We start from the raw sequence: 23,896 nt of genomic DNA, 5'->3' as shown, positions 1-23,896 counted from the left end.
GATCGAATGGTGGCATGCGCTGGGTGGCCGGCTGGCCGAAATCGTCGACAAGCTGATCGTCGATTTCAACGCCAGCCAGGACAAGTACGAGCTGGTCGGCATCAACAAGGGCAATTACGAAGAGACCATGGCGGCGATGGTCGCCGCCTATCGCGTCGGCCAGCAGCCGACCCTGGTGCAGGCGGCCGAACGCGGCTTTCTCACCATGCTGAATTCCGGCGCCGTGGTGCCGGTGCCCGAGCTGATGGAGAAGGAAGGCTACGACATCAAGTGGGACGATTTCGTCGCCCCGGTCGCCGGCTTCTTCCTCGTCGACGGCAAGCCCGCCGCGCTGCCGTTCAACAGCTCGACGCCGATCTTCTGGTACAACGCCGACCACTTCAAGGCGGCCGGCTTCGACAAGCCCGGCGAGACCTGGCAGGAGATCGATGCCCAGCTGCGCGCCATCAAGGAAAAGGGCGTGTCGGACTGCTCGATGGTGCTGGCCAACGACTTCTTCTGGAGCATGCTCGAGAACTATGCCGCCATCCAGGATCAGCCTTGGGGCACAAAGGCCAATGGCTTCGGCGGGCTCGATACCGAGTTCATCTTCAACCAGAGCCCGATGGTGGTGGGCCAGTTGGAACGGCTGCAGAGCTGGATGAACGATGGCGTGCTGCAGCTCGCCGGCCAGGGCCTCGCCCCCGACCAGCTGTTCACCTCAGGCCAGTGCTCGACCTTCGTTGCCTCGACCGCGGCGCATGCCGGCGTCGAGTCGACGGCGAAGTTCAACTGGAGCGCTACCTTCCTCCCGCATGAGGAAGGGGTGGAGCCCAAGAACAGCACCATCGGCGGCGGCGCCCTGTGGGTGCTGAAAGGCGAAACGGACGCCGAATATGCCGGCGCCGCGGCGTTCCTCGATTTCGTCGCCTCGCCGGCCACCCAGGCCTGGTGGAGCAAGGAAACCGGCTATGTACCGGTGACCATGACGGCCTACGAGGCGATCAAGGCGGACGGCTATTATGACGAGCACCCGACCCGGGAGATCGCCATCCTGCAGCTGAGCCGCGGCACGCCGACCGACAACTCGCGCGGCTTCCGCTTCGGCAACCACAACCAGTCGATGCAGCTGCTGGTCAAGGAAGTGCAGAGCGTCTGGACCGGCGAGAAGACGGCGCAGCAGGCGCTCGACGCCGCAGTCGAACAGGGCAACCAGATCCTCCGCCAGTATGAGAAGCTCCATGCCGGCGGCTGATGGCAGCATCGAGCTCGGGGGCGGCGCCAGCCGCCGCTCCCGGACCTCGGGTGGGCTGGCGCTCGGTCGGCTGTTCCCGAGCGCCTCAAGCGCCGGGCTGAAGACCGCGCATTTCAAGCAGCCATGGCTGGCCGCGGGCCTGCTGGCGCCGCAGCTGCTGATCCTCGTCTTCTTCTTTTTCATTCCGTCCTACAAGGCGCTGTCGCTGGCCTTCGTGCAGGTCGATCCGTTCGGCGGCATCCAGATCTTTGTCGGGCTCGACAATTTCCTCGCCCTGTTCGCCAGCGCCGACTACCGCGACAGCGCGGTGTTCACGCTGTGGTTCTCGGTGGTGCAGAACGTCGTAACGCTCGGGCTTGCGGGGCTCTTCGCCTTCGCGACCGACTATGTCATCCGCGGTCGCGGGCTCTATCGCAGCATCATCCTGATGCCCTATGCCATCGCGCCGGTGATCTCGGGCGTGATCTGGGCGTTCCTGTTCAACCCGGCGGTCGGGCCGATTGCCGAGATGCTGCAGGCGATCGGCATCCCGTGGGATCCGAACCGGCGGCCGTTCGATGCGCAGCTCCTCGTCATCATCGCCTCGGTCTGGAAGCATGTCTGCTACGACTACATCTTCCTCGTCGCGGCGCTGCTCGCGGTGCCCGCCTCGCTGCTCGAAGCGGCGACGCTCGACGGCGCCGGGCATATCCGCCGGTTCTTTGCCATTTCGGTGCCGCTGATCACACCGACGATCTTCTTCCTCGTCGTCATGAACTTCGTCTACGGGCTGTTCGAGACCTTCGGCGTGATCGACGCGATGACGCGGGGCGGGCCGGCCGGGGCGACCAACAGCCTTGTCTACAAGGTCTACCAGGACGGCTTCGTGCAGCTCGACCTCGGCTCGTCGGCCGCCCAGTCGGTGGTGCTGATGATCGTCGCCGTGGTGTTCACGGTGCTGCAGTTCCGCGCCCTCGAGCGCAAAGTCAATTACGGGGTGTAGCGATGGTGGGCCGAAGCCTGACGCTCTCGATCTTCTGCCATGCCGTGCTGCTGGTCGGCGCGGCGGCGGTCTGCCTGCCGCTCTATTTCGCCCTGGTGGCGGGCTCGCTGACGCTCTCGGAAGTGCAGCAGACGCCATTCCCGCTGCTGCCGGGGGCACACCTTGTCGACAACCTCGTCGCCGCCTGGAACGAGGGCAACTTCTCGCGCGCCTTCCTCAATTCGATCATCGTGACGATGGGGATCGTGGTGGGGAAGCTCGTCGTGTCGCTGCTCGCCGCCTTCGCCATCACCTATTTCCGCTTTCCGTTCCGGATGACGGCGTTCTGGCTGATCTTCGTGTCGCTGATGTTGCCGGTGGAGGTGCGCATCATCCCCACCTACGAGGCGGTGGCCGATGCCGGCGGGCCGCTGCGCTGGGTGGTCGGCACGATCGGGCTCGGGGGGCTGGTCGAAAGCCTTACCGGCTACCGGATCGAGACGGCGCTGCAGTGGAACCTCGTCAACTCCTATGCCGGGCTGATCCTGCCGCTGATCGCCTCGGCCTCGGCGACGTTCCTGTTCCGCCAGTTCTTCCTGACGGTGCCGGACGAGCTCTGCGAAGCGGCCAAGCTCGACGGGGCGGGGCCGCTGCGGTTCTTCTGGCATGTGCTGCTGCCGCTCTCGCGCGCCAATATCGCGGCGCTCGGCATTATCCTGTTCCTGTTCGGCTGGAACCAGTACCTGTGGCCGCTACTGTTCACCACCGGCCCGGAGATGCAGACGGCGATCCTGGGCCTGAAGGAACTGGTTCCGGTCTCCGACGCGGCGCCGGCCTGGAACATCGCGATGAGCGCAGCCCTGTTCGTCATGCTGCCGCCGGCGCTGGTGATCCTTGTGATGCAGCGCTGGTTCACCCGCGGGTTGGTCGATGCGGGGAAGTGAGGTGGCAGGGGCTGTTGCGCCCGGACTCTCCGTGATCCTCCCCCGTGGAACGGGGGAGGGGGACCGCCGAAGGCGGTGGAGGGGGGGCGACAGCACGCGCCGGTATTTTGGGCCGCCCCCTCCACCAGCTTCGCTGGTCCCCCTCCCCCGCTGCGCGGTGGAGGATCAATGCACCGCCGGTTCACGGCCCCCTATTCCCCTGAAGGAACTCTACGATGGTAATGATCATCGGCCACCGCGGTGGCCGGAACCTGTGGCCGGAGAATTCGCTCTCCGGCTTTCGAAAGCTCGCGGCGATGCCGGTCGAGGGCGTCGAGTTCGACGTGCACCTCACCGCCGATGGCGAGTTGCTGGTGATCCATGACCCGACGCTCGATCGCACCACCGACCGCAGCGGCCCGGTTGCCGCGCTGAAAGCCGGAGAGCACCGCAGCGTTCGGCTCAAGGACAGCGACGGCGAGGCGATTCCGACGCTCGAAGAGGTGCTCGAGATCTTCCGTGATGGCACGATGGAGCTGCATGTGGAGCTGAAGGCCGGCGTCGGCCATGTGGCTTACCCTGGGCTCGAAGCGAAGGCGGCGGCGACGATCGACCGGTTCGGGCTGGCCGAGCGCAGCATCCTCACCAGCTTTCACGAGGAGATCCTGGTCGAGATCGGCCGGGTGGCGCCGCATATCCGCAGGCTCTCATCGTTCGACCGCAACTCGGCCGAGCGGCTGGGGCTGAAGGCGGGGCTCGATACCATGCTGGAGCTCAGCGACATCGTCGCGGTGGAAAAGAGCCTGCTCGCCGCCGAGTGGGACGCCATCACGGCCCAGGTGCCGCTCGAGCGGCTGGGCGCCTGGGTGCCGAACGAGGAAGCGGACCTGAAACTCTGGCTCGACAAGCCGATCCGCCAGATCACCACCGACCGCCCCGATCGGGCCGTCAGCATGCGGGGCGCAGAGGCGTGATGATTTCCGATACCTTGCCGCCCCGCGCGGCGGCGACGCTCGACGCCATCGGGCTGGTGATCTTCGACTGCGACGGGGTGCTGATCGACAGCGAACCGATCGCCAGCCGCACGCTCGCCGAAGCGCTGGCGGCGGCCGGAGTGGCGATCACCCCGCAGGAGGCGCACCGACGCTTTACCGGCAATTCCGAGCGGGATATCCGCGCCATGTGCGCAAGGGATTACGGGCTCGAGGACATCGAGGGCCTGTTCGGGGGCTGGCATCAGCGGCTCTATGCCGAGTTCGCCACGACGCTCACCGCGATGCCGGGAATTGCCGAGGTGGTCGCAACGCTGCAGCGGCCGAAATGCGTGGCCTCCAACAGCACGCTCGAGCGGCTGGGTGCGAGCCTGGGGCAGCTGCCGCTGTGGCAGAGCTTTGCGCCACACGTGTTCAGCGCCGAACAGGTGAAGCGGCCGAAGCCGGCGCCCGACCTGCTGCTCTATTGCGCGAGCGAGCTCGACGTCGATCCCTCGCGCTGCGTCATGGTGGACGACAGCCCGCATGGCATCAGTTCGGCGGTTGCCGCCGGCATGGTGCCGATCGGCTTTGTCGACCCCACCGATCCGCGCCCCGGACGCCGCGCCCTGCTCAAGGCGGCGGGAGCGTTCCGTGTGGCGATGGGCGCCGAGGAACTGCCGGCGGCGCTGGCTGCGGCCGCCGACGCGCTGGCATCCAAGGGCAGACAAATCGGGGAAATGCAATGAGCGCCAGCCTCAACGGAAAAGTCGCGGCGATCACCGGCGCCGCATCGGGGATCGGGCTCGAATGCGCACGGACGCTGCTTGCCGCCGGGGCGCGCGTCGTGCTGGTCGACCGGGCCGGCGACAAGCTGCAGCAGCTCGCGGCCGAGCTCGGGCCCGACGCCATGCCGCTGGTGATCGACCTCACCGAGCCGAAAAGCGTGGCAGAGATGCTGCCGGGAATCCTCGAGCAGGCGGGGCAGCTCGACATTTTCCACGCCAATGCCGGCGCCTATGTCGGAGGCGATTTCGCGAGCGGCGACCCGGACCAGTGGGACCGCATGCTAACCCTCAACATCAACGCGGTGTTCCGCACCGTGCATGCGGTGCTGCCGCACATGATCGAGCGAAAGACCGGCGACATCGTCGTCACCAGCTCGGTGGCCGGCGTGGTGCCGGTGGTCGGCGAGCCGATCTACACCGCCTCCAAGCACGCCATGCAGGCGTTCGTGCACACCCTGCGCCGGCAGGTGAAACAGCATGGCATTCGGGTCGGCGCCATCCAGCCCGGGCCGGTGGTCACGGCGCTGCTCAGCGACTGGCCCAAGGAAAAGCTCGATGCAGCGCTCGCGGCCGGCGACCTGATGGAGCCGACAGAGGTGGCCGAAGCGGTGCTGTTCATGCTGACCCGATCGCGCAAGGTGACGATCCGCGACCTCGTCATCCTGCCGCAGAGCAATGATCTCTGAGATGGCGCTGCAGCATTTCATTGGGGTGGACGTCGGCACCGGCAGCGCCCGCGCCGGGGTGTTCGACGCCAGCGGCCGGCAGCTCGGGGTCGGCAAGCACGACATTGCCCTGTTCCAGGCGGCCGGCGACATCGCCGAGCAATCGAGCGAGGACATCTGGGCTGCGGTCTGCCGCAGCGTCCGCCAGGCGGTGAGCGCCGCGGGCGTAGCGCCTCAGAGCATTGCCGGCATCGGCTTTGATGCGACCTGCTCGCTGGTGGTGCTGGGGGAAGGCGGCAGACCGATCTCGGTCAGCGCCTCGGGTGAGCGCGAGCGCAATATCATCGTCTGGATGGATCACCGGGCCCGCGAACAGGCGGCGCGGATCAACCGCGGCGGGCACGCGGTGCTGCGCTATGTCGGCGGCACCATCTCGCCCGAGATGCAGACGCCGAAGCTGCTCTGGCTCAGGGAGCATTTGCCGGAGAGCTTCGACAGCGCCTGGCAGTTCTTCGACCTGCCGGATTTCCTCAGCTGGCGCGCCACCGGCAGCCTCGCGCGCTCGATCTGCACGGTGACCTGCAAATGGACCTATCTGGCGCATGAGCAGAGCTGGGACGCCGAGTATTTCCGCGGCATCGGCCTCGGAGCGCTGGCCGATGAAGGCTTTGCCCGCATCGGCACCGAGATTGTCGCGGCGGGCACGCCGCTGGCGGGCGGGCTGTTGCCCGAGGCCGCCGCGGAACTCGGCCTCGTGTCGGGGGTGCCGGTGGCCGCCGGGCTGATCGACGCGCATGCGGGCGGGCTCGGCACGGTCGGCGCCGCGGATGACGGCGGCAGCGTCGAGAGGCGCATGGCCTATGTGTTCGGCACCTCGGCCTGCACGATGACCTCGACGGCAGAGCCGGCCTTCGTCGATGGCGTCTGGGGGCCGTATTTCTCGGCCATGGTGCCCGGCTTCTGGCTCAGCGAAGGCGGCCAGTCGGCCGCCGGGGCGGCGATCGACCAGTTGGTGCGCTTCCACCCCGCCGCAGCGGAAGCCGAGGCAAGAGCCAAAGCCGAGGGCCTCGGGCTGGTCGCCTGGCTGAGCCGCACGGCGGCGGAGCGGCTGCGGCAGGCGGATGTGCCGACACTGGTCGGCGGCCTGCATGTGGTGCCCGAGTTCCTCGGCAACCGCGCGCCTTTCGCCGATCCGGAGGCCCGGGCGCTCATCGCCGGACTTGGCATGGAGCGCGGGCTGGAGAGCCTGATCGGGCTTTATCTCGCCGGTGTCTCGAGCCTCGGGTATGGCGTGCGGCAGATTCTCGCCGCATCGCGCCGGCAGGGTATCGCCATCGACGAGATCGTCGTCAGCGGCGGCGCGGCGCAATCACCGCTGGTGCGGCAGCTGCTCGCCGACTCGAGCGGGGTCGAAATATCCGCCCCGGTGGCGGAGGAGCCGGTGCTGCTGGGCTCTGCCATCCTCGGCGCCGTGGCTTCAGGCCGTTATGCCGACGCGGCAGCTGCCATGGCCGCCATGTCGCACATCGCCGAACGCTACCAGCCCTCGGCCGCGACGCGGGACTGGCACGACCGGAGGTTCGCAGCGTTCGAGACGCTGCAAAGCGCCGGCCGGCAGATCCGCTGAGGGTGGGCTGCGCGATCGGACCGAGCCGACCGCGCTAAAGTCGTGCCCACCCACCGGCTGTCATCCCTGCGAAGGCAGGGACCCACCTATCAACCTGCGCCGGCTGTGAGTTGGGTCCCTGCTTTCGCAGGGATGACACCGAGTTCTGGGGAGGTCCGATGCTGAGCTCGCCGATTTCGCCGTGCCGACGGCCGATGGGGCGGCGGCCGCTCCATCCTCCGATGCACGCCTCGAGCCGAGCGTCAGATCAGCCCGTTGCGGTAGCGGAAGCGGTGAAGGCCGCGCAACTGCACCGGCCGACCGCGATTGGCGAGCAGGCGCACCACGGCCTGGGCCGTGTCCGGCGGCAGGTCGTCGAGGATCCGCAGGCATTGGTGCTCGAGATAGACGCCGCGCCCCAAGAGATCCTTCTTGATGATCGGCGCCTTCAGCACGCGGTGGAACAGCCCGAAGGCGTAGTGCGCCTGGCTGCTGTCCATGAAGCTCGCCATGAGCTGGTCGATGAGGCGGTCGCGCCGGCTCCGCGTGTCGGGCCCGGCCACCGGCTCGCTGCCGCGGGTGCGCGAAGGCAGGTAACGCCAGAGGCCCGCCAGCTCGTTCGCCGGCAGCCGTTGCAGTTCGCTCGCCAGCCGCTGCGCCGAGTAGACGACGTCGAGCCGGTGCCCGCGGCTCTTGACCAAGGTTGTCAGCCGGATCTCGCCGCGAAGGATCGCGTGCGGCCGCAAACTGTAGGCGCGGTAGCGCCGCCAGAACCGCCGCACCGCAGGATCCGCCACCACCTCGGCCGACTGGCCGAAGGTGAAGGACCCCAGGTGATGGCGGGTCTCGTGGTTCTCGAACGCCCCCAGCATGCCGGCCGGCGTCACCCGCAGCGCGGTGATCAACCGATCGAGCTCGGGACCATCGAGGTAGATCACGCTGTCGTTGAAATAGAGCAGCCGGTCGGGAACCAGCCCTTCGCGCTCGAGCAGCAGCGTCGCCGCCCGGTAGGCGCCGAAATCGCGGCCGATATTGCGGCGGACCAACAGGCGATGGGCACCGGCACGCAGCCGGTCGAGGTGGTCGGGCCGCGGTTGGCCGTTGCAGACGACGATGACGTTCACCCCCTGCCGTACCAGCGCCGCGACAAGTTCAGCGACCCCGTCATCCAAGCCGAACCTGGCGTATTTCACCACGATGGCGTAGGTGTCGCCACGGGCCGGCGAGACGATCTCGTCGACGATAAATTGTGGGCGCTCGTCGGCGAGAAGTCCGGGCCATTCCCACAGTTTCACCGCCCACACATAGATCGTCAGCGCGATCCGGTTGGCGACAAGGGCGATGAGCCGCGCAATCCTCATGAGTCGTCACCATGTCGAATCAGTGTGTGCCAGGGGGTGGGCGCGAGCCTAGCCCGACGGCCACCGGATGCGAGGCGAAGGCGCGCCTCGCAGCGGCAATTTCAGAAAACTTTCAGATTCCACGCTGCGTCGGCCGCCGTTCTGATGGGTCGGCGCCCGATGGCCGGACGCTTCGGCGGGTCCGGCGCGGGTCCCCAGCGCCCCCCACGACTTTCACCGAGGGTTCACCTAAGCTCACCCAAGCTGCGCTCGAACCTGCCGGAACCCGCCGATGTCCACGCTCGCCGCCCTCGCCGTCTCGCTGCCGCTCGAAACGCTCAACCCGGGTGACCGGCTCACCACCGAAGGCAGCTATTCGGGGCGGCTCTACCTGCTCGAGGCCGGCCGGCTTACCGTGTCGCGCGAGGGCGTCGACATCGCCCAGATCGATGAGCCCTGGGCAATTGTCGGCGAGATGGCGGTGCTGCTCGGCACGCCGCACAGCGCCACCGTCACCGCCGAGACGGAAGTGCGGGTCCGCGTCATCGAGGAAGCGCTCGACGTCTTGTCGCAGAACCCGGATTTCGCCCTCCATATCGCGACCCTCGCCTGCGCCCGCCTCAACGCCACCTCGGCGCTGCTGGTCGACCTCCGCCACGCCGCCGAAGGCAAGAAGCAGGAACAGGCGCTGATGAGCCGCATCCTCACGGCGATGCTGGCGACGCCGAAGGTGCCGGGGCGCGGGGGGAAATGGGTGGATCACGAGTAGCCCGGAGGCCGCATTCTGCGGATATCGTTCACTCGTACCACCGGGAGCGTTTTCATCGGAGAATGCACCATCCGTGCTGGCTGATTATTAGAGTCCCAGCTATCGCCATGGGCGCCAAGGTACGGTCGTGCCCACCCACCGGCTGTCATCCCTGCGAAAGCAGGGGACCCATTTCACCTCCCGCGCCGGCTGCGAGTTGGGTCCCAGCTTTCGCTGGGATGACACCGAGTTTGGGGCGCCGTTCCGGTGGATCGATGGCTTGGCTCAGAGCGGTCGATACCTTAGCGCCCATGAGCTTTCGCGGAAGTGACGGCGGGAGCTGGGGCCAAGGCGCCATTCGACTCGACCACATCCCCCTCTTGACTCATCTCCGTCTCCTCCGCTAATACGCATTAGCTGCTAATGCGTATTAGCAGCATTGAGCACGTCGGGGAGGACGGCTTGGCCAAGGGCGGACGCCTTACACAGCGGGATATTGCGCGCATTGCCGGGGTGAGCCAGGCGACGGTATCGCTGGTGCTGAACGACGCCAAGGCGGCGGCGGGACGCATTCCCGACGAGACGCGCGAGCGGGTGCAGAAGGCGATCCGCGAGACCGGCTATGTCGCCGACCCGATTGCCCGGCGCATGGCCAAGGGGCTCAACCGCATTCTCGGGGTGTTCACCTATGAACCAGCCTTCCCGAGCGCGCAGGCGGATTTCTTCGCGCCGTTCCTGTTCGGCATCGAGGAGACGGCGCAGACGCTGGGCTATGACCTGCTGCTGCTCACCGGCGCGCCCGCCAATCGCGGCAAGCGCAAGATTTTTGACGAGAACAACCGGCTGCGGCTGGCCGATGGCTGCGTGATCCTCGGGCGCGAGTTCGACCGGGCCGAGCTGAAGCGGCTGGTGGCTGGGGACTATCCGTTCGTCGCCGTCGGTCGCCGTGATCCGATTGGCGGCCCGACCGGTGCGCCGGTGCCCTATGTCGGCGCCGATTATGTCGCGGCGACCGCCGAGATGGTGCGCCGCGCCAAGGCCAGGGGACATACCAAGCTCGCCTATGTCGGCCCCAGCAAGGGTGCCGAATCCTCGGTCGATCGCTGGGAGGGTTTCGCCTCCGAGTTCGCGGACGCCGAAACGGCGCCGGGGGGCACCGAGCTGGCGCTGCATATCCCCGAGGTCGGCGGCAAGGCGCTGCCGATGCTCGAGGCGATCCGCGCGTCCGGCGCGACGGTGGTGTTCTTCACCGAAATGGCCGACGCGGTGATCGTCGATGCGGCGGCGCGCTCGCAGAACCTCGCGGTGCCGGGCGATCTCTCGATCGTGGTGCTCGGCAGCCACCTCCGCCCTATGCAGTCGGGCACCCGTTTCACCACCTTCTCGGTACCGCGCGAAGAGATGGCGCGGCGCGCCACGCAGATGCTGTGCGAGCGGATCGAAGCCGGCTCGGCCGGCGATCAGCTGGTGCTGCCGTGCGAACCGGTGGAGGGCGACACCCTCGGCGCCATCCACCCCAGCGACCGCCTCGACACCTGATGACCTATTCACCCCTGACGCGACCTAACCAAACGGACTTAACGTGAAAGAATACTCGGCAGATATCGCGATCATCGGTGGCGGCCTCGGCGGCGTGGCGGCGGCGCTCGGCGCGCTGCGCTCGGGCCGGACCGTTGTCATGACGGAAGAGTTCGACTGGCTGGGCGGGCAGATGACCAGCCAGGCGGTGCCACCCGATGAGCACAGCTGGGTCGAGCAGTTCGGCATCACCCGCTCCTACCGGGCGCTGCGCAACGGCATCCGGCAATATTATCGCGACCACTATCCGCTGACCGAGAAGAGCCGCGCCTGGAACGACCTCAACCCTGGCGCCGGGTTCGTGTCGCGGCTCTGCCACGAGCCGCGCGTCGGCCTCGCGGTGATGGAAGCCATGCTGATGCCGTATCGCGGCGGCGGCAGGCTGACGGTGCTGCAGCCCTACAAGCCGATCTCGGCGGAGGTTGACGGCGACCGGGTGCGGGCGGTGACGCTGAGGCATCGCGACAGCGGCGAGAGCATCGTCGTCACCGGCAAATACATCATCGAGGCCACCGAGCTCGGCGACCTGCTGCCGATGACCGGCACCGAATATGTCACCGGCTTCGAGAGCCAGCGCGACACCGGCGAGCCCTCGGCGCCGGCCGAAGCGCAGCCGACCAACTCGCAGGCGGTGTCGATCTGCTTTGCCATCGACCATGTCGATGGCAACCAGGTGGGCGACAAGCCGCGCAATTACGACAAGTGGCGCGCCTATACTCCGAGCTTCTGGGGTGGGCCGCTGATCGGCTTCGTCGCGCCGCATCCGCGCACCCTCGAAACCACGGTGCGGAGCTTTACGCCGAACCCCGACGACGATCCGACCCTGGTCGATGCCGACCAGCGCAAGAACCCCGGCGACGGGAACCTCTGGACGTTCCGGCGCATCGCGGCACGGCGCAATTTCGTGCCCGGCGCCTACGCCTCCGACATCTGCCTCGTGAACTGGCCGATGCTCGACTATTTCGAGCACCCGATCATCGACGTGCCGGAAGCCGTGTACGAGGAGCGGCTACGCGACGCGGCCGACCTCGCCTATGCCGTGTTCTACTGGCTGCAGACCGAGGCGCCGCGCGAGGATGGCGGACAGGGTTTCCCGGGCCTGCGGCTGCGCGGCGATATCACCGGCACCAACCATGGCCTCGCCATGGCGCCCTATATCCGCGAGAGCCGCCGCATCAAGGCGGTGACGACGATCCTCGAGCAGGACCTCTCCTACGAGGTGCGCGGCGAACGCGGCGCGGTGAACTATCGCGACAGCGTCGGCATCGGCATGTACCGGATCGACCTCCACCCCTCGACCGGCGGCGACAACTATATCGACGTGGCTTCGTGCCCGTTCGAAATCCCGCTCGGGGCGCTGCTGCCGGAGCGGGTCAGCAACCTGATCCCGGCCGGCAAGACCATCGGCACCACCCACATCACCAATGGCTGCTACCGGCTGCACCCGGTGGAATGGAACATCGGCGAAGTGGCGGGGCTGCTGGCCGCGTACTGCCTCAACCGGGGCGTCACGCCGCACCAGGTCCAGGCCGACGACGCATTGCTCACCGATTTCCAGGCCCGGCTCTATGCCGAAGGCATCGAGACTCGCTGGCCCGACGTCAGGGGCTACTGACCCCCTGAGACGAGCAACGACGACCAGAAGACGACGACAAAGGAGGAAACCATGAAACTGTTCGACCTTAGACTGGCGGCGCTGGCCGCCGGCATCGCCATTCCGATGGCGGCTGTCCCTGCCCTCGCCGCTGATATCCGCATGGCGATCTGGAGCGCCAACGAGGCGCACCTGGCGCTGTTCAACGAGATCGCGACCGCCTACACGGCGCAGCATCCCGACGTGAAGGTCAGCTTCGACTCGCTGCCGTTCGACGGTTACACCACGACACTGACGACGCAGATCGCCGGCGGCAACGCCCCCGATCTCGCCTGGATCCTCGAGACCACAGCGAGCGATTTCGTCAGCTCGGGCGCGCTGTCGCCGCTCAAGGCAACGTTCGAAGCGGCGCCCGACTACAACCTTGGCGACGTGACCGAGAGCGCCCTGGCGCTGTGGACGGCCGACGGCGAAATCTACGCCTATCCGTTCTCCACCTCGCCGTTCGGCATGTTCGTCAACAACGACGTGATCAAGGCCGACGGGCAGCAGACGCCGGCCGAGCTGATCGCGGCCGGCGAATGGACCTGGGACAAGGCCGAGGCGATCAACACCGCCGTCGCCGCCTCGGGCAAGCAGGGGCTGATCGTCCGCGATTTCGACTACAAGGTGTGGGACAACCTCGCCGCGATCTGGAACGGCTGGGGCGCCTCGCCGTGGAGCGCCGACGGCAAGACCTGCACGTTCACCGAACAACCGATGGTCGATGCGATGAGCTTCGTCCACAAGGCGATCTTCACCGACAAGGCGATCCCCGGCCCCGGCGTCACCGCCGATTTCTTCGCCGGCGACGCGGCGATGACCATCACGCAGATTTCGCGTGCTTCGCTGCTCCCCAAGGAGAACCCCTTCAGCTGGGACCTGGTGCCGCTGCCGTCAGGCCCGGCAGGTGAATATGCGGTGATCGGCCAGGCCGGTATCGGCGTCTTCGCCTCGGGCAAGAACCCTGAGGTAGCTGCCGACTTCCTCGCCTTCTTCACCAACCCCGAGAATGCCAAGAAGCTGGCGAAATTCTTCCCGCCGCCGCGCTCGAGCCTGCTCAACGCCGAAGTGCTCGGCGCTGCCAACCCGCTGCTGTCGGCGGAGCAGATCGAGAACGTGGTGATCAAGGGGATCGCCACCGGCAAGGTGAAACCCGGCCATGCGGGGTTTGCTGAGATCCAGCAGACAGCCCGTGCGGCGCTCGACGCGCTGTGGGTGCCGGAGGCGGATGTGCCGTCGGTGTTGAAGTCGGTGTGCGACCGGATCCAGCCGATGCTGTGACGAGGTCGGGGAGGGCCTCGATGCCCTCCCCTCGCCCCTCAGGGGAGAGGGAAGCGAAGCTTGCGAGCGCCAGCGAGTTAGCGAAGCTGGGTGAGGGGTGCAATCTCTCGGCATGCTTCCAGAGCCAGCAGGCCGCGCCGCTTCACCCCTCATCCGGCGCTCCGCGCCACCTTCTCCCCTGAGGGGAGAAGGGGCCCGCGGCCCAAGTCGAAGATTACAGGATTCCCCAATGCCCACTGCCGCTCCCACCGCTGATCGATCGCGCCGGCGGCCGTTCTGGACCATGGAGCGGCGCGACAGTCTCGCGGGCTACCTGTTCATCGCCCCGCAGCTCTGCGGCATCGTACTCTTCGTCCTGATCCCGCTCGGGCTGGTGGTCTGGTACTCGCTGCACGAGTGGAACGTGCTGGCAGGGACGTTCCGCTTCGTCGGCGATGCGAACTACAAAAAACTCGCAGCCGACCCGGCGCTGCCGGAAGTGCTCGGCGCGACGGCGGTGTTTTCGGTCGGGCTGGTGGTGTTCAACCTTTCCCTGGCCCTGCTGCTGGCGATCCTCGTCAACCAGAAGCTCCGCGGCATCACGGTGTTCCGCACCATCTTCTTTTCGCCGGTGGTGGTGTCGCTGGTGGCCTGGACCATCGTCTGGAATTTCCTGTTGCAGGCCAATGGCGGCATCAACGGGCTCTTGCAGCTGATCGGCATTACCGGGCCCAACTGGCTGCGCTCACCGCCCACCGCGATGGCCTCGGTCATCGTCGTGCAGGTGTTCAAGAATGTCGGGCTCAACATGGTGCTGTTCCTTGCGGCGCTGCAGGGGGTGCCGCGCGAGCTCTACGAGGCGGCGCGGGTCGACGGCGCCAGCCGGTTCACGCAGTTCCACGCGATCACGGTGCCGCTGATCTCGCCCACCATCCTCCTCACCATGATCATCACCATTGTCGGTTCGCTCCAGGTGTTCGCGCAGATCGCGGTGCTGACGCAGGGCGGGCCGGGGATGTCGACCACGGTGCTGGTCTACTACCTCTACCAGCAGGCCTTCCAGTTCCACCGCTTCGGCTACGGCGCCACCATCTCGATCCTGCTTTTCCTGATCGTCGCGGTGCTCACCTTCGCGCAGTGGCAGATGCGCAAACGGATCGTCTTCTATGAAAACTGAGAGCTCCCCCAACGACATCTCGCCGCGCGCCCGTGTCGCGCTCTATGGTCTGCTCTCAGTGCTCGCCATCCCGTTCGTGTTTCCGACCTGGTGGATGGTGACGAGTTCGGTGAAGCCGATCTCCGATATCTTCGCTTTCCCGCCCGAGCTGATCCCGTCGCGCTTCGACTGGTCGACCTATGCGGAAGTGTTCAAGCTGCAGCCATTCGCGCAGCAATACTGGAACTCCTGCTACATCGCGGCGATCGTCACGGTGGGCACGATGGCCGTCTCCTCGATGGCCGGGTACGCGTTCGCGCGGATCAAGTTTCCGGGCGCCAGCCTGATCTTCATGGTGGTGCTGCTGGGGCTGTTGATCCCCTCGGAAGTCACCATCGTGCCGCTGTTCCAGATGTTTCTCAAATGGGGGCTGGTGAACACCCATTGGCCGCTGATCCTCGTGCCGATCTTCGGCGCGCCCAGCGTCTTTGCCACCTTCGTGATGCGGCAGTTCTTCATCGCGCTGCCGGTGGAGCTGGAGGAAGCAGCACGGGTCGATGGGTTGAGCCGCTTCGGCATCTTCTGGCAGATCGCGCTGCCGCTGGCGAAGCCGGCGCTGGCGGCGGTCGCCATCTTCACCTTCCTCCACTCGTGGAACCTCTACCTCGAGCCGATCGTCTTCCTCACTACTCCCGGTAACTTCACCCTGCCGCAGGCGCTGACCCAGTATGTCGACGTCTACCAGGGGCCGATGTGGAACACCCAGCTCGCCGCCGCGACGCTCACCGCCCTGCCGGTGCTGGTGGTGTTCATCTTCGCGCAGCGCCAGTTCATCGAGGGCTTGGCTCATACAGGACTCAAGGGCTGACCGACGCGCGCCCGCGCCCGCCTGAACCGGACTTCGCCGGGCTCAGGTGATTTGGCGCCGCTTCACCGTCGCGAAGAAATCGGCGTAGCTGCCGGTGGTCGCCATCTCGAAAAGCCGTTCAAGATCAGCGATCGGGGTGGCAGACCAGTCGATGCGCAGGTCGAGCTCGGGGTAGGCTTCTGCGCCGCAGACTTTCAGCGCCGCGGAGCCAACCCCGCGTTTGTCTCCGCCTTGCGCAGCACCGGCGCGCAACGCAGCCAGCAACTTCTGGCTCAATCCGGCATCGCCGGGCGCGTCGAATGCGCTGAGCATCGCGACCAGCACACCGTCATCGGCCAGCATGTTTCCGGCGGCGGCGACACCGTCGGCGACAATGTGGGCGGCATAAGGTTCGCAGGCCGACCCCGTCCAGCCCGCTGCCTGGCCAGATCGATCCACCACGATTGCCTGGCGCAGCTCGCGTTCTGGATCGGCCGACAGGGCCGCATCCATGGCGTCGGCAGCTGACTGCGTCTCAAGCACATCCAGCATGTCCAGGGCCAGATAGGGGTTGGTCATCGCTTGCGTCGCAACGGCGCCGAGGCCCTTACGCACATGCGGCACCAAAGCGCCCACCAATGGGCCGGCTGTCGCCGTGGCGAGACCCAGGGCGCCGGTCACCGGATCACGTGCAACGATTGAAAAGGTCATGACGACTCCATACCCGATGCACATTTATCATCATAATTTGACGCTCGTCCAAATTTATGATGATAAATTTGTCCTGCCCTTTCTCACGGTCTCCCTCGCGAGGCAAGGGCGAGGGAAAAAGGAGGTTCGCATGCATCGCAAATGGAGAGCCGTCGCGTCGCTTCTGCTCGCAGCCACGGCCCTGGGCCTGGCCTCACCGAGCCTGGCACAGACACCGCCCAATGTGCTGGTGGTCGGCCAGATTGCCGAGCCGGCGTCGCTGGACCCACATGTCTCTACCGCCGCCAACGACTTCCGCATCGCGGTCAACGTCTATGACGGGCTGGTGCGCAACACCCCCGGCACGTTCGACATCGAGCCGGCGCTGGCGACCGAGTGGGCGATCTCGGAGGATGGCCTCGAGTATACCTTCAGCCTGCGCAAGGACGTGACCTTCCATGACGGCACTCCCTTCAATGCCGAAGCGGTGAAGTTCAATTTCGACCGCATGCTCAAGGAAGACCATCCCTTCCATTCCACGGGCCCCTTTCCACTCTCGTTCTTCTTCTCCTCGATCAAGAGCGTGGATGTGGTCGATGACCTGACGGTCAGGTTCACGTTGAACGAGCCCTACGCGCCCTTCATGTCCAACCTCGCCTCGCCCACCGGCCTGATCGTTTCCCCTGCGGCGGTCGAGCAGTACGGCAAGGACTTTGGCCGCCACCCGGTCGGCACGGGGCCGTTCAAGTTCGAGGAATGGCAATCCAACACCAGCGTCGTCGCCTCGCGCAACGAGGCCTACTGGGACGGCGCCCCTCCGCTGGAAGCAGTGATCTTCCGCCCGATCACCGATGCCAATACGCGCGTTGCCGAAATGCTGTCGGGCGGCATCGACGTGCTGCTGGAGACGCCACCGGACAACGTCAAGCAGTTCCGCGACAACGCCGGTTTTCAGGTCGTCGAGGCCGTCGGACCCCATGTGTGGTACGTGATGCTCAACGCCAAGGAAGGCCCTTTCGCCGACAAGCGCGTACGGCAGGCCGTCAACTATGCGGTGAACAAGCAAAGCCTGGTCACCGACGTGCTGCAGGGCACGGCAGACGTCTCGGCCGGACCGATCCCGCCGGCCTTCAACTGGGCTTACGACGAATCCGTGGAGCCCTATCCTTATGACCCGGAAAAGGCCAAGGCCCTGCTCGCCGAGGCCGGGGCCGAGGGCGCCAAGCTCACCTTCCTCGTCACCGAAGGTGGCTCGGGCATGCTCGATCCAGTGCCGATGGGTACCGCGATCCAGGCCGATCTCGCCGCCGTGGGCCTCGATGTCGAGATCAAGACCTATGAATGGAACACTTTCCTGTCGGAGGTGAATCCGGGTCTTGCCGGCAAGGGCGACATGGCGGAAATGGCATGGATGACCTCGGACCCCGATACGCTGCCGTTCCTGACGCTGCGCACCGAAGCTTGGCCGGACAAGGGCGGCTTCAACTCGTCCTACTATTCCAACCCGGACGTCGACGCCCTGCTCGACAAGGCGCGTCTTTCCACCGATCCGGCGGAGCGCGGCGCCCTCTACCGAGAGGTTCAGGCCATCACCCATGAAGATGCGCCTTGGCTGTTCGTCGCCAACTGGAAGCAGAATGCCGTGGTCACCAGCGCAGTGGGCGAGTTCGAACTGCAGCCCGACTTCAGCCTGATCCTGCGCGACGTGGTCAAGCAGTAGGGCGCGATACCCACTGCGTGCCCATCTCCCGGCCGGGGAGATGGGCACGCGTACAAGCGGCCGGCGCGGCTTGCGGCGCCGTGCCTTGTGGAGGGACGCCGGACATGATCGGCTATATCAGCAAGCGGCTCGTGGCCGCGATCCCGGTGATCCTGGGCCTGTCGGTCATCATCTTCCTGGTGATGAAGCTCATTCCCGGCGATCCGGCGCAGGCGCTGCTGGGCTCCTACGCCACGCCGGACAATGTCGAGCGCATCAACCGCGCCCTTGGTCTCGATCGCTCATGGCCGGAGCAGTACGTCATCTGGGTCGGCAACCTGCTGCATGGCGATTTCGGCCGCTCCTATATCCTCAACCGTCCAGTGATCGACGAGGTGCTGGAGCGCTTCAGCGCCACACTGATCCTCGCAGGAGCCTCGCTGGTCATATGTTCGGTGCTGGGCATCCTGGCAGGCATCGTGTCGGCCGTGCAGCAGTTCGGCTGGACCGATCGCATCGTCACCTTTTTCGTCCTGATCGGCATTTCCATGCCGGCCTTCTTTCTGGGACTGGTGTTTATCCTCTATTTCGCGGTGCAATGGCGGCTGCTGCCAGCTTCGGGGATGTATGCCGTCTATGGCGGCGGCGACCTGCCGGACCTGTTGCGTCACCTGATCCTGCCGGCGGGGACCCTCGCTATCGTCGCCACCGGCATCGTCGCGCGGCTGACCCGCGCGGCAATGCTCGAGGTGCTGCGGCAGGATTTCATCCGCACCGCCCGCGCCAAGGGACTGCGCGAGAATGCGGTGATTTACCGACATGCTTTCCGCGCCGCCCTGGTGTCGATCATTCCCGTGCTGGGCATCCAGGCCGGTTTTGTACTGGGGGGCGCGGTCTATATCGAGACCGTGTTCCAGTGGCCCGGGCTGGGGCAGATGCTGGTCAAGGCCGTATCCACCCGTGACCTGCTGCTGGTGCAAGGCGGCGTGCTGGTTGCCGCGACGGTCTATGTGCTGGTCAACCTGGTTGCCGATGTTGCCCAGGCGGTGCTCGACCCGAGGGTCAAGGCATGACCGACCTGCCGCTGTCCGCCCCGATATCCCGCAAGCGCCGCAGCAACTGGCAGTTGCTGATGGCCAACCGCCTCGCCGCCGCCGGTCTCTTCCTGTTCGGTTTCATTGTCCTCGTGGCGGTGCTGGCGCCGGTGCTGCCGCTACCCGATCCCGACATCACCGACCAGCCCAACCGGCTGCTGCCGCCCCTGAGCGCCGGGCACCCGCTCGGGACCGACCATCTGGGCCGGGACATCCTGTCGCGACTGATCTGGGGGACGCAGGTGTCGCTACTGGTCGGCGTCAGTGCCACCGCCCTGGCGGCGATCGTCGGCTCACTGGTTGGCCTGGTGGCCGGCTATGCTCGTGGTGCGACCGACAGCATCCTGATGCGCCTTGTCGATATGCTGATGGCCTTTCCCTATATCCTGCTCGCCATTGCCATCGTTGCAGCGCTGGGGCCGGGCCTCTTGAACGCGCTCTACGCCATCGCCATCGTCAATGTTCCGTTCTTCGCCCGCAATATCCCGGGCGTGACGGTCTCGATCCGCAATCGCGAGTTCGTCGATGCGGCCCGACTGTCCGGCAAGGGACATGTCGCCATCCTGTTCACCGAAGTGCTCCCCAATGTGCTGCCGGTCATCGTCATCACGATGTCCACGACCGTTGGCTGGATGATCCTCGAAACAGCCGGCCTGAGCTTCCTCGGCCTCGGCGCCCAGCCGCCGACATCCGATCTGGGATCCATGCTGGGCCAGGCGCGGGCGCAACTGTTCACCGCCCCGCACGCTTCGATCATCCCTGGGGCGATGATCTTCCTCCTGGTGATGAGCATCAACCTGCTTGGCGACGGCATTCGCGACGTGCTCGATCCCCGGCTGCGCTCGGGTGCACTGAACCGCCCGATGCCGGTCACCAGGATCGAACGGAGCACCCAGCCTGCCGCTAGCTTGGAGCACGCACCTGCCCTGCTGGTTGACCACCTCAGTACCGGTTTCGACACCGGCGACAGCATCACTCCGGCAGTGAGCGATATCGGCTTTCGGCTCGACAAGGGCGAGTGCCTGGGGCTGATCGGGGAAAGCGGTTCGGGCAAGTCGGTGACGGCGCTATCGCTCATGGGGCTGGTGGCTTCGCCGCCCGGGGTGGTGACCGGTGGGGGTGTGTATGTGGGCGGCAGGGAGGTGCTGTCGCTGCCGGACCAGGTGTTGATCGGCCTGCGCGGCGCCCGCGTCGCCTATGTGTTCCAGGATCCGCTGACGACGCTGCATCCGCTTTACCGGGTCGGCGAACAGATCGCCGAGGCCATCCTGGCGCATCAGCCGGCGGGCCGGCGGGCGGCGCGCCGGCGAGCCCTCGAGCTGATGGAAACCGTCGGCATTCGCGACGCGCAGAACCGTATCGACGCCTATCCGCATGAGCTCTCCGGCGGCCAGCGCCAGCGCATCGGTATTGCCATGGCGCTCGCCAACGATCCCGACATCCTCATCGCGGACGAACCAACGACGGCCCTCGACGTGACGGTGCAGGCCCGCATCCTCGAGCTGTTGCAGGACCTGCGGCGGCAGCGGGGCTTGGCGCTGCTGCTCATTACCCATGATTTCGGCGTGGTGGCCCAGGTTTGCGATCGGGTGGCCGTGATGAGGTATGGCGAGATCATCGAGCAGGGTCCGACCAGCCAGGTCCTCAGCGACCCGCAACACGACTATACCAAGCGGCTGATCGCATGTGTGCCGGAGCTGGGCGAGGGCCACGCCTTTCTCGACCGGGTGCGTCCGCTGTTCACCGGAGCAGGCGCATGAGCCGGCACGCCGTCGAGATCACCGACCTGACCAAGACCTTCGGTGGCAGAAGGAAACTCTTCGGCCGGCAGGCCAGCGAAGTGCGGGCCGTGAGGGGCATTTCCCTGGCACTCGAGCGCGGCGAGACGCTCGGCATCGTGGGCGAAAGCGGCTCGGGAAAATCGACCCTGGCGCGCATGCTGGCAGGCCTCGAACGGCCCAGTTCGGGCATCATGCTGATCGATGGCAAGCCCTGGGAACAGCTCGCCGCCAAGGGGGCCTCGGCCTTTGGCCGGACCATCCAGTATGTGTTCCAGGATCCTGTCGCCTCGCTCAACCCCCGCAAGACCATCGACGAAATCCTCGATGTGCCTCTGCGCCTGCTCTGCGGCTATGACCACACCAGGCGCGCCAGCCGCAAGAAGGAGCTGCTCGATGCGGTGCAGATGCCGCTCGGGACGCTGGAGCGCTTTCCGCACGAGTTCTCCGGCGGACAGGCGCAGCGCATCGCCATTGCGCGGGCGCTGGCCGCGGAGGCCAGCATTCTGATCCTCGACGAACCGGTGAGCGCGCTCGACGTCTCGGTGCAGGCGCAGGTCCTGCTGCTGTTGCAGCAATTGCGCGACGACCTGGGCCTCACCTATCTGTTCATCAGTCACGACCTGGCGGTGGTCGAATCGATTTCCGACCGCGTCGCGGTCATGTATCTGGGAGAGATCGTCGAGGCCGGCCCCGCAGCCCGGCTGTTCGCCGAACCGCAGCACGACTATACGCGGACGCTGATCGCCAGTGCGCCGCGTCTGGCAATTCGGAAGCCGCATGAGCCCGCCTGATCCAACCGAGCCGCCGACCAGCGTCGGACCCGCGCGCCGCAAGCGGACTGACGAAATCGTCGATGCGATCAAGCGCATGATCGTGGAACACGGGCTGGGCCCCGGCGATCGCCTGCCGCAGGAGCGCGAGCTGCTGGCCCAGTTTTCCGCCAGCAAGGGCACGGTTCGCGAAGCGCTCAAGGCGCTGGAAGTACAAGGGCTGATCTCGGTCCGCACCGGGCCGGGCGGCGGCGCCTTCATCGAGCGCATGTCGGAGCGACGGGCCATGAGCCTATTGTCCAACTTCCTGTTCGCCAAGAACCTGAGCATCGCCAATATCTACGAGATGCGAAAGGTGCTGGAACCGCAACTGGCCGCCAGCGCCACGCTCAATATCGACGAAGCCGGCCTCGGCCGCCTCGCGGACATCATCCGGATCTACGACCATGAGCCAGCCGACGCCGCCGAGCGCTGGAACCAGCGCATGGCCGAGCTGGACTTTCACAGCGTCGTTGCCGAGTACTGCGACAACCCGATCCTTGCCTTCACCTGCCGTTTCCTGCAGCGGCTGCTCAAGGACCTGACCATTGCGCAGGACATCTATGTGCAGCCCGAGCCGGTGCTGCGCGAAAGCGGCATCCGCCACCAGCACGACCTCATCGCCGCCATGCGCCGCCGCGATGCCACCGCCGCGTCTGCGATACTTGTCGAGCACATGGCCGAGGCGGAGCAGCACATGCTGGGTCTGCAGGCACGCCTTCGAGACCAGTTTCTGAGTGAGGACGAAGCCCCGCGCCGGTCCAGAAGCAGGAAACGAAGCGCCTGATCGACCGCCAGTGGTCCCTGTCGAGCTTGCCCCCGGGGCGAGGAAAATGTCGTCGGCCATGGCAGACGACCGCTTGGCCATTGCACCGTCGCCGCGCCGGTGGTCCGATCGGTCAAGGCGGCGATCACCTGGAGAACTCAGTAATGTCTGACTACCGCTACCTTGGCCGCAGCGCCCTCAAGGTATCCCCGCTGTCGCTCGGCACGATGATGTTCGGCGATCGGACCCCCGACCCCGAGGCGTTCCGGATCATCGACAAGGCGCGCGAGCAGGGGATCAACTTCATCGATACCGCCGACGTCTATGGCGACGGCGCCAGCGAGCGGGTGGTGGGGCAAGGCATCAAGGCCAGCCGCGACCACTGGGTGCTGGCGACCAAGTTCGTCAACTCGGCCAGGAAGGGCCCCAACCTCGGCGGCTACTCGCGCAAGTGGGTGATCGAGACGGTCGAGAACTCGCTCAGGCGGCTCGGGACCGACTATATCGACCTGATCTATTTCCACCGCGCAGTGTTCGACGCCCCGCTCGAGGAACCGGTGCGAGCCATCGCCGACCTGATCCGCGCCGGCAAGCTGCGCTATTTCGGCGTCTCCAACTTCCGCGGCTGGCGCATCTCCGAGGTGGCGCACCTCGCCGACCAGCTCGGCATCGACCGCCCGATTGCCAGCCAGCCACTCTACAATATCGTCAACCGCACGGCCGAGGCCGAGCAGTTGCCGGCTGCACAGCACTACGGCCTCGGCGTCGTCTCCTATTCGCCACTGGCGCGCGGGGTACTGACCGGCAAGTACCAGCCGGGCCAGGAGCCGGCATCCGATACCCGAGCCGGCCGTGGCGACAAGCGCATCCTCGAAACCGAGTGGCGGCCGGAATCGCTCGCCATCGCGCAGCAGATCGCGGCGCATGCGCGAGCCAAGGGGATCGACGCCGCCCACTTCGCGCTGGCCTGGGTGCTCAACAACAAGCTGGTGAGCGCGGCGATCACCGGCCCCCGCACCGAAGCGCAGTGGGACAGCTACATCCGAGCGCTCGACGTCAAGCTCGATGCCGAGGACGAGGCGCTGGTCGACCGGCTGGTCAGTCCGGGCCACGCCTCGACCCACGGCTTCACCGACCCGGGGCATCCGATGGAGGGACGGGTGGCGCGGTAGGGGGACGACGTTGTGATCGGCCGCGAGGCCCCTCTCCCCTGAGGGGAGAGGGTAGTTGAGCTAGGACCGAAGGTCCGTAGCGGCACTAGGGTGAGGGGTTCAGCTTCTCAACGAGCGCGTATTGCATCGCCTCACCCCTCAACCGGCGCTTCGCGCCACCTTCTCCCCTGAG

Annotated in this window: 21 protein-coding genes; 19 read left to right on the top strand and 2 right to left on the bottom strand. The window is 66.4% G+C overall.

The features are described from left to right. Nucleotide 1 precedes the first annotated feature (1 nt). The 7 genes from VGV07_RS09485 to VGV07_RS09455 all read left to right on the top strand — a co-directional run bounded on the left by VGV07_RS09485 (nucleotide 2) and on the right by VGV07_RS09455 (nucleotide 7,169). The gene (locus VGV07_RS09485; RefSeq protein ID WP_326868453.1) at nucleotides 2-1,234 is read left to right on the top strand and encodes an extracellular solute-binding protein; all 1,233 of its coding nucleotides are present in this window, start codon (nucleotides 2-4) and stop codon (nucleotides 1,232-1,234) included. After that, the gene (locus tag VGV07_RS09480; RefSeq protein WP_326868452.1) at nucleotides 1,221-2,216 is read left to right on the top strand and encodes an ABC transporter permease subunit; all 996 of its coding nucleotides are present in this window, start codon (nucleotides 1,221-1,223) and stop codon (nucleotides 2,214-2,216) included. The genes VGV07_RS09485 and VGV07_RS09480 overlap by 14 nt, the downstream gene beginning before the upstream one ends. Nucleotides 2,217-2,218: 2 nt before the next feature. Then, entirely contained in the window at nucleotides 2,219-3,139 is a 921-nt protein-coding gene (locus VGV07_RS09475; protein ID WP_326868451.1) for an ABC transporter permease subunit, read from the top strand. A 215-nt stretch (nucleotides 3,140-3,354) separates the two neighbouring features. Continuing rightward, a complete protein-coding gene (locus tag VGV07_RS09470; RefSeq protein WP_326868450.1) occupies nucleotides 3,355-4,092 on the top strand; it encodes a glycerophosphodiester phosphodiesterase family protein in 738 nt (245 codons plus the stop codon). Next, nucleotides 4,092-4,838, top strand: a complete 747-nt coding sequence (locus VGV07_RS09465) for an HAD-IA family hydrolase (protein ID WP_326868449.1) — start codon at nucleotides 4,092-4,094, stop codon at nucleotides 4,836-4,838. The genes VGV07_RS09470 and VGV07_RS09465 overlap by 1 nt, the downstream gene beginning before the upstream one ends. Further along, a complete protein-coding gene (locus VGV07_RS09460) occupies nucleotides 4,835-5,563 on the top strand; it encodes an SDR family oxidoreductase (protein WP_326868448.1) in 729 nt (242 codons plus the stop codon). Before VGV07_RS09465 ends, VGV07_RS09460 begins: the two co-directional genes overlap by 4 nt. Further along, nucleotides 5,553-7,169: an FGGY-family carbohydrate kinase gene (locus tag VGV07_RS09455; protein WP_326868447.1), complete on the top strand. Its 1,617-nt coding sequence runs from the start codon at nucleotides 5,553-5,555 to the stop codon at nucleotides 7,167-7,169. Before VGV07_RS09460 ends, VGV07_RS09455 begins: the two co-directional genes overlap by 11 nt. Nucleotides 7,170-7,411: 242 nt before the next feature. On the opposite strand, the gene VGV07_RS09450 is transcribed toward VGV07_RS09455, so the two are convergent. Continuing rightward, nucleotides 7,412-8,509, bottom strand: a complete 1,098-nt coding sequence (locus VGV07_RS09450) for a lipopolysaccharide biosynthesis protein (RefSeq protein ID WP_326868446.1) — start codon at nucleotides 8,507-8,509, stop codon at nucleotides 7,412-7,414. Nucleotides 8,510-8,780: 271 nt separating this feature from the next. Between VGV07_RS09450 and VGV07_RS09445 the strand changes: the two genes are divergently transcribed. The 6 genes from VGV07_RS09445 to VGV07_RS09420 all read left to right on the top strand — a co-directional run bounded on the left by VGV07_RS09445 (nucleotide 8,781) and on the right by VGV07_RS09420 (nucleotide 15,734). Beyond that, on the top strand, nucleotides 8,781-9,257 hold the full coding sequence (locus tag VGV07_RS09445; RefSeq protein ID WP_326868445.1) for a cyclic nucleotide-binding domain-containing protein: 477 nt from the start codon (nucleotides 8,781-8,783) through the stop codon (nucleotides 9,255-9,257). Nucleotides 9,258-9,698: 441 nt separating this feature from the next. After that, nucleotides 9,699-10,775, top strand: coding sequence for a LacI family DNA-binding transcriptional regulator (locus tag VGV07_RS09440; RefSeq protein WP_326868444.1), 1,077 nt, complete (start codon nucleotides 9,699-9,701; stop codon nucleotides 10,773-10,775). 43 nt (nucleotides 10,776-10,818) lie between these two features. Continuing rightward, nucleotides 10,819-12,429 carry an FAD-dependent oxidoreductase gene (locus tag VGV07_RS09435; protein ID WP_326868443.1) on the top strand — a complete coding sequence of 537 codons (1,611 nt, stop codon included), beginning with the start codon at nucleotides 10,819-10,821 and terminating at the stop codon, nucleotides 12,427-12,429. A 51-nt stretch (nucleotides 12,430-12,480) separates the two neighbouring features. Continuing rightward, complete coding sequence (locus VGV07_RS09430; protein WP_414649932.1) at nucleotides 12,481-13,731, top strand: ABC transporter substrate-binding protein; 1,251 nt, start codon at nucleotides 12,481-12,483, stop codon at nucleotides 13,729-13,731. A 229-nt stretch (nucleotides 13,732-13,960) separates the two neighbouring features. Further along, nucleotides 13,961-14,887 (top strand): sugar ABC transporter permease, encoded by a 927-nt coding sequence (locus VGV07_RS09425; protein ID WP_326868442.1) that lies wholly within the window; start codon nucleotides 13,961-13,963, stop codon nucleotides 14,885-14,887. Next, nucleotides 14,877-15,734, top strand: a complete 858-nt coding sequence (locus tag VGV07_RS09420) for a carbohydrate ABC transporter permease (protein ID WP_326868441.1) — start codon at nucleotides 14,877-14,879, stop codon at nucleotides 15,732-15,734. Before VGV07_RS09425 ends, VGV07_RS09420 begins: the two co-directional genes overlap by 11 nt. Before the next feature lie 42 nt (nucleotides 15,735-15,776). On the opposite strand, the gene VGV07_RS09415 is transcribed toward VGV07_RS09420, so the two are convergent. Further along, nucleotides 15,777-16,424 (bottom strand): DUF1028 domain-containing protein, encoded by a 648-nt coding sequence (locus tag VGV07_RS09415; protein WP_326868440.1) that lies wholly within the window; start codon nucleotides 16,422-16,424, stop codon nucleotides 15,777-15,779. A gap of 130 nt (nucleotides 16,425-16,554) precedes the next feature. Here VGV07_RS09415 and VGV07_RS09410 point away from each other — a divergent pair, with 130 nt between their 5' ends. The 6 genes from VGV07_RS09410 (at nucleotide 16,555) to VGV07_RS09385 (ending at nucleotide 23,724) form a co-directional block, all read left to right on the top strand. Beyond that, nucleotides 16,555-18,123 (top strand): ABC transporter substrate-binding protein, encoded by a 1,569-nt coding sequence (locus VGV07_RS09410; protein ID WP_326868439.1) that lies wholly within the window; start codon nucleotides 16,555-16,557, stop codon nucleotides 18,121-18,123. A gap of 104 nt (nucleotides 18,124-18,227) precedes the next feature. After that, nucleotides 18,228-19,175, top strand: a complete 948-nt coding sequence (locus VGV07_RS09405) for an ABC transporter permease (RefSeq protein WP_326868438.1) — start codon at nucleotides 18,228-18,230, stop codon at nucleotides 19,173-19,175. Further along, on the top strand, nucleotides 19,172-20,956 hold the full coding sequence (locus VGV07_RS09400) for a dipeptide/oligopeptide/nickel ABC transporter permease/ATP-binding protein (RefSeq protein ID WP_326868437.1): 1,785 nt from the start codon (nucleotides 19,172-19,174) through the stop codon (nucleotides 20,954-20,956). Before VGV07_RS09405 ends, VGV07_RS09400 begins: the two co-directional genes overlap by 4 nt. Next, a complete protein-coding gene (locus tag VGV07_RS09395) occupies nucleotides 20,953-21,768 on the top strand; it encodes an ABC transporter ATP-binding protein (protein WP_326868436.1) in 816 nt (271 codons plus the stop codon). Before VGV07_RS09400 ends, VGV07_RS09395 begins: the two co-directional genes overlap by 4 nt. Further along, nucleotides 21,755-22,573, top strand: coding sequence for a FadR/GntR family transcriptional regulator (locus tag VGV07_RS09390; RefSeq protein ID WP_326868435.1), 819 nt, complete (start codon nucleotides 21,755-21,757; stop codon nucleotides 22,571-22,573). The genes VGV07_RS09395 and VGV07_RS09390 overlap by 14 nt, the downstream gene beginning before the upstream one ends. A 143-nt stretch (nucleotides 22,574-22,716) precedes the next feature. Beyond that, nucleotides 22,717-23,724, top strand: a complete 1,008-nt coding sequence (locus VGV07_RS09385) for an aldo/keto reductase (RefSeq protein ID WP_326868434.1) — start codon at nucleotides 22,717-22,719, stop codon at nucleotides 23,722-23,724. The last annotated feature ends 172 nt before the right edge of the window (nucleotides 23,725-23,896 follow it).

The sequence above is a fragment of the Devosia sp. genome (assembly GCF_035944845.1).
In the GTDB taxonomy this organism is placed as follows: domain Bacteria; phylum Pseudomonadota; class Alphaproteobacteria; order Rhizobiales; family Devosiaceae; genus Devosia_A.
This window is presented reverse-complemented; position numbering and strand designations above follow the sequence as displayed.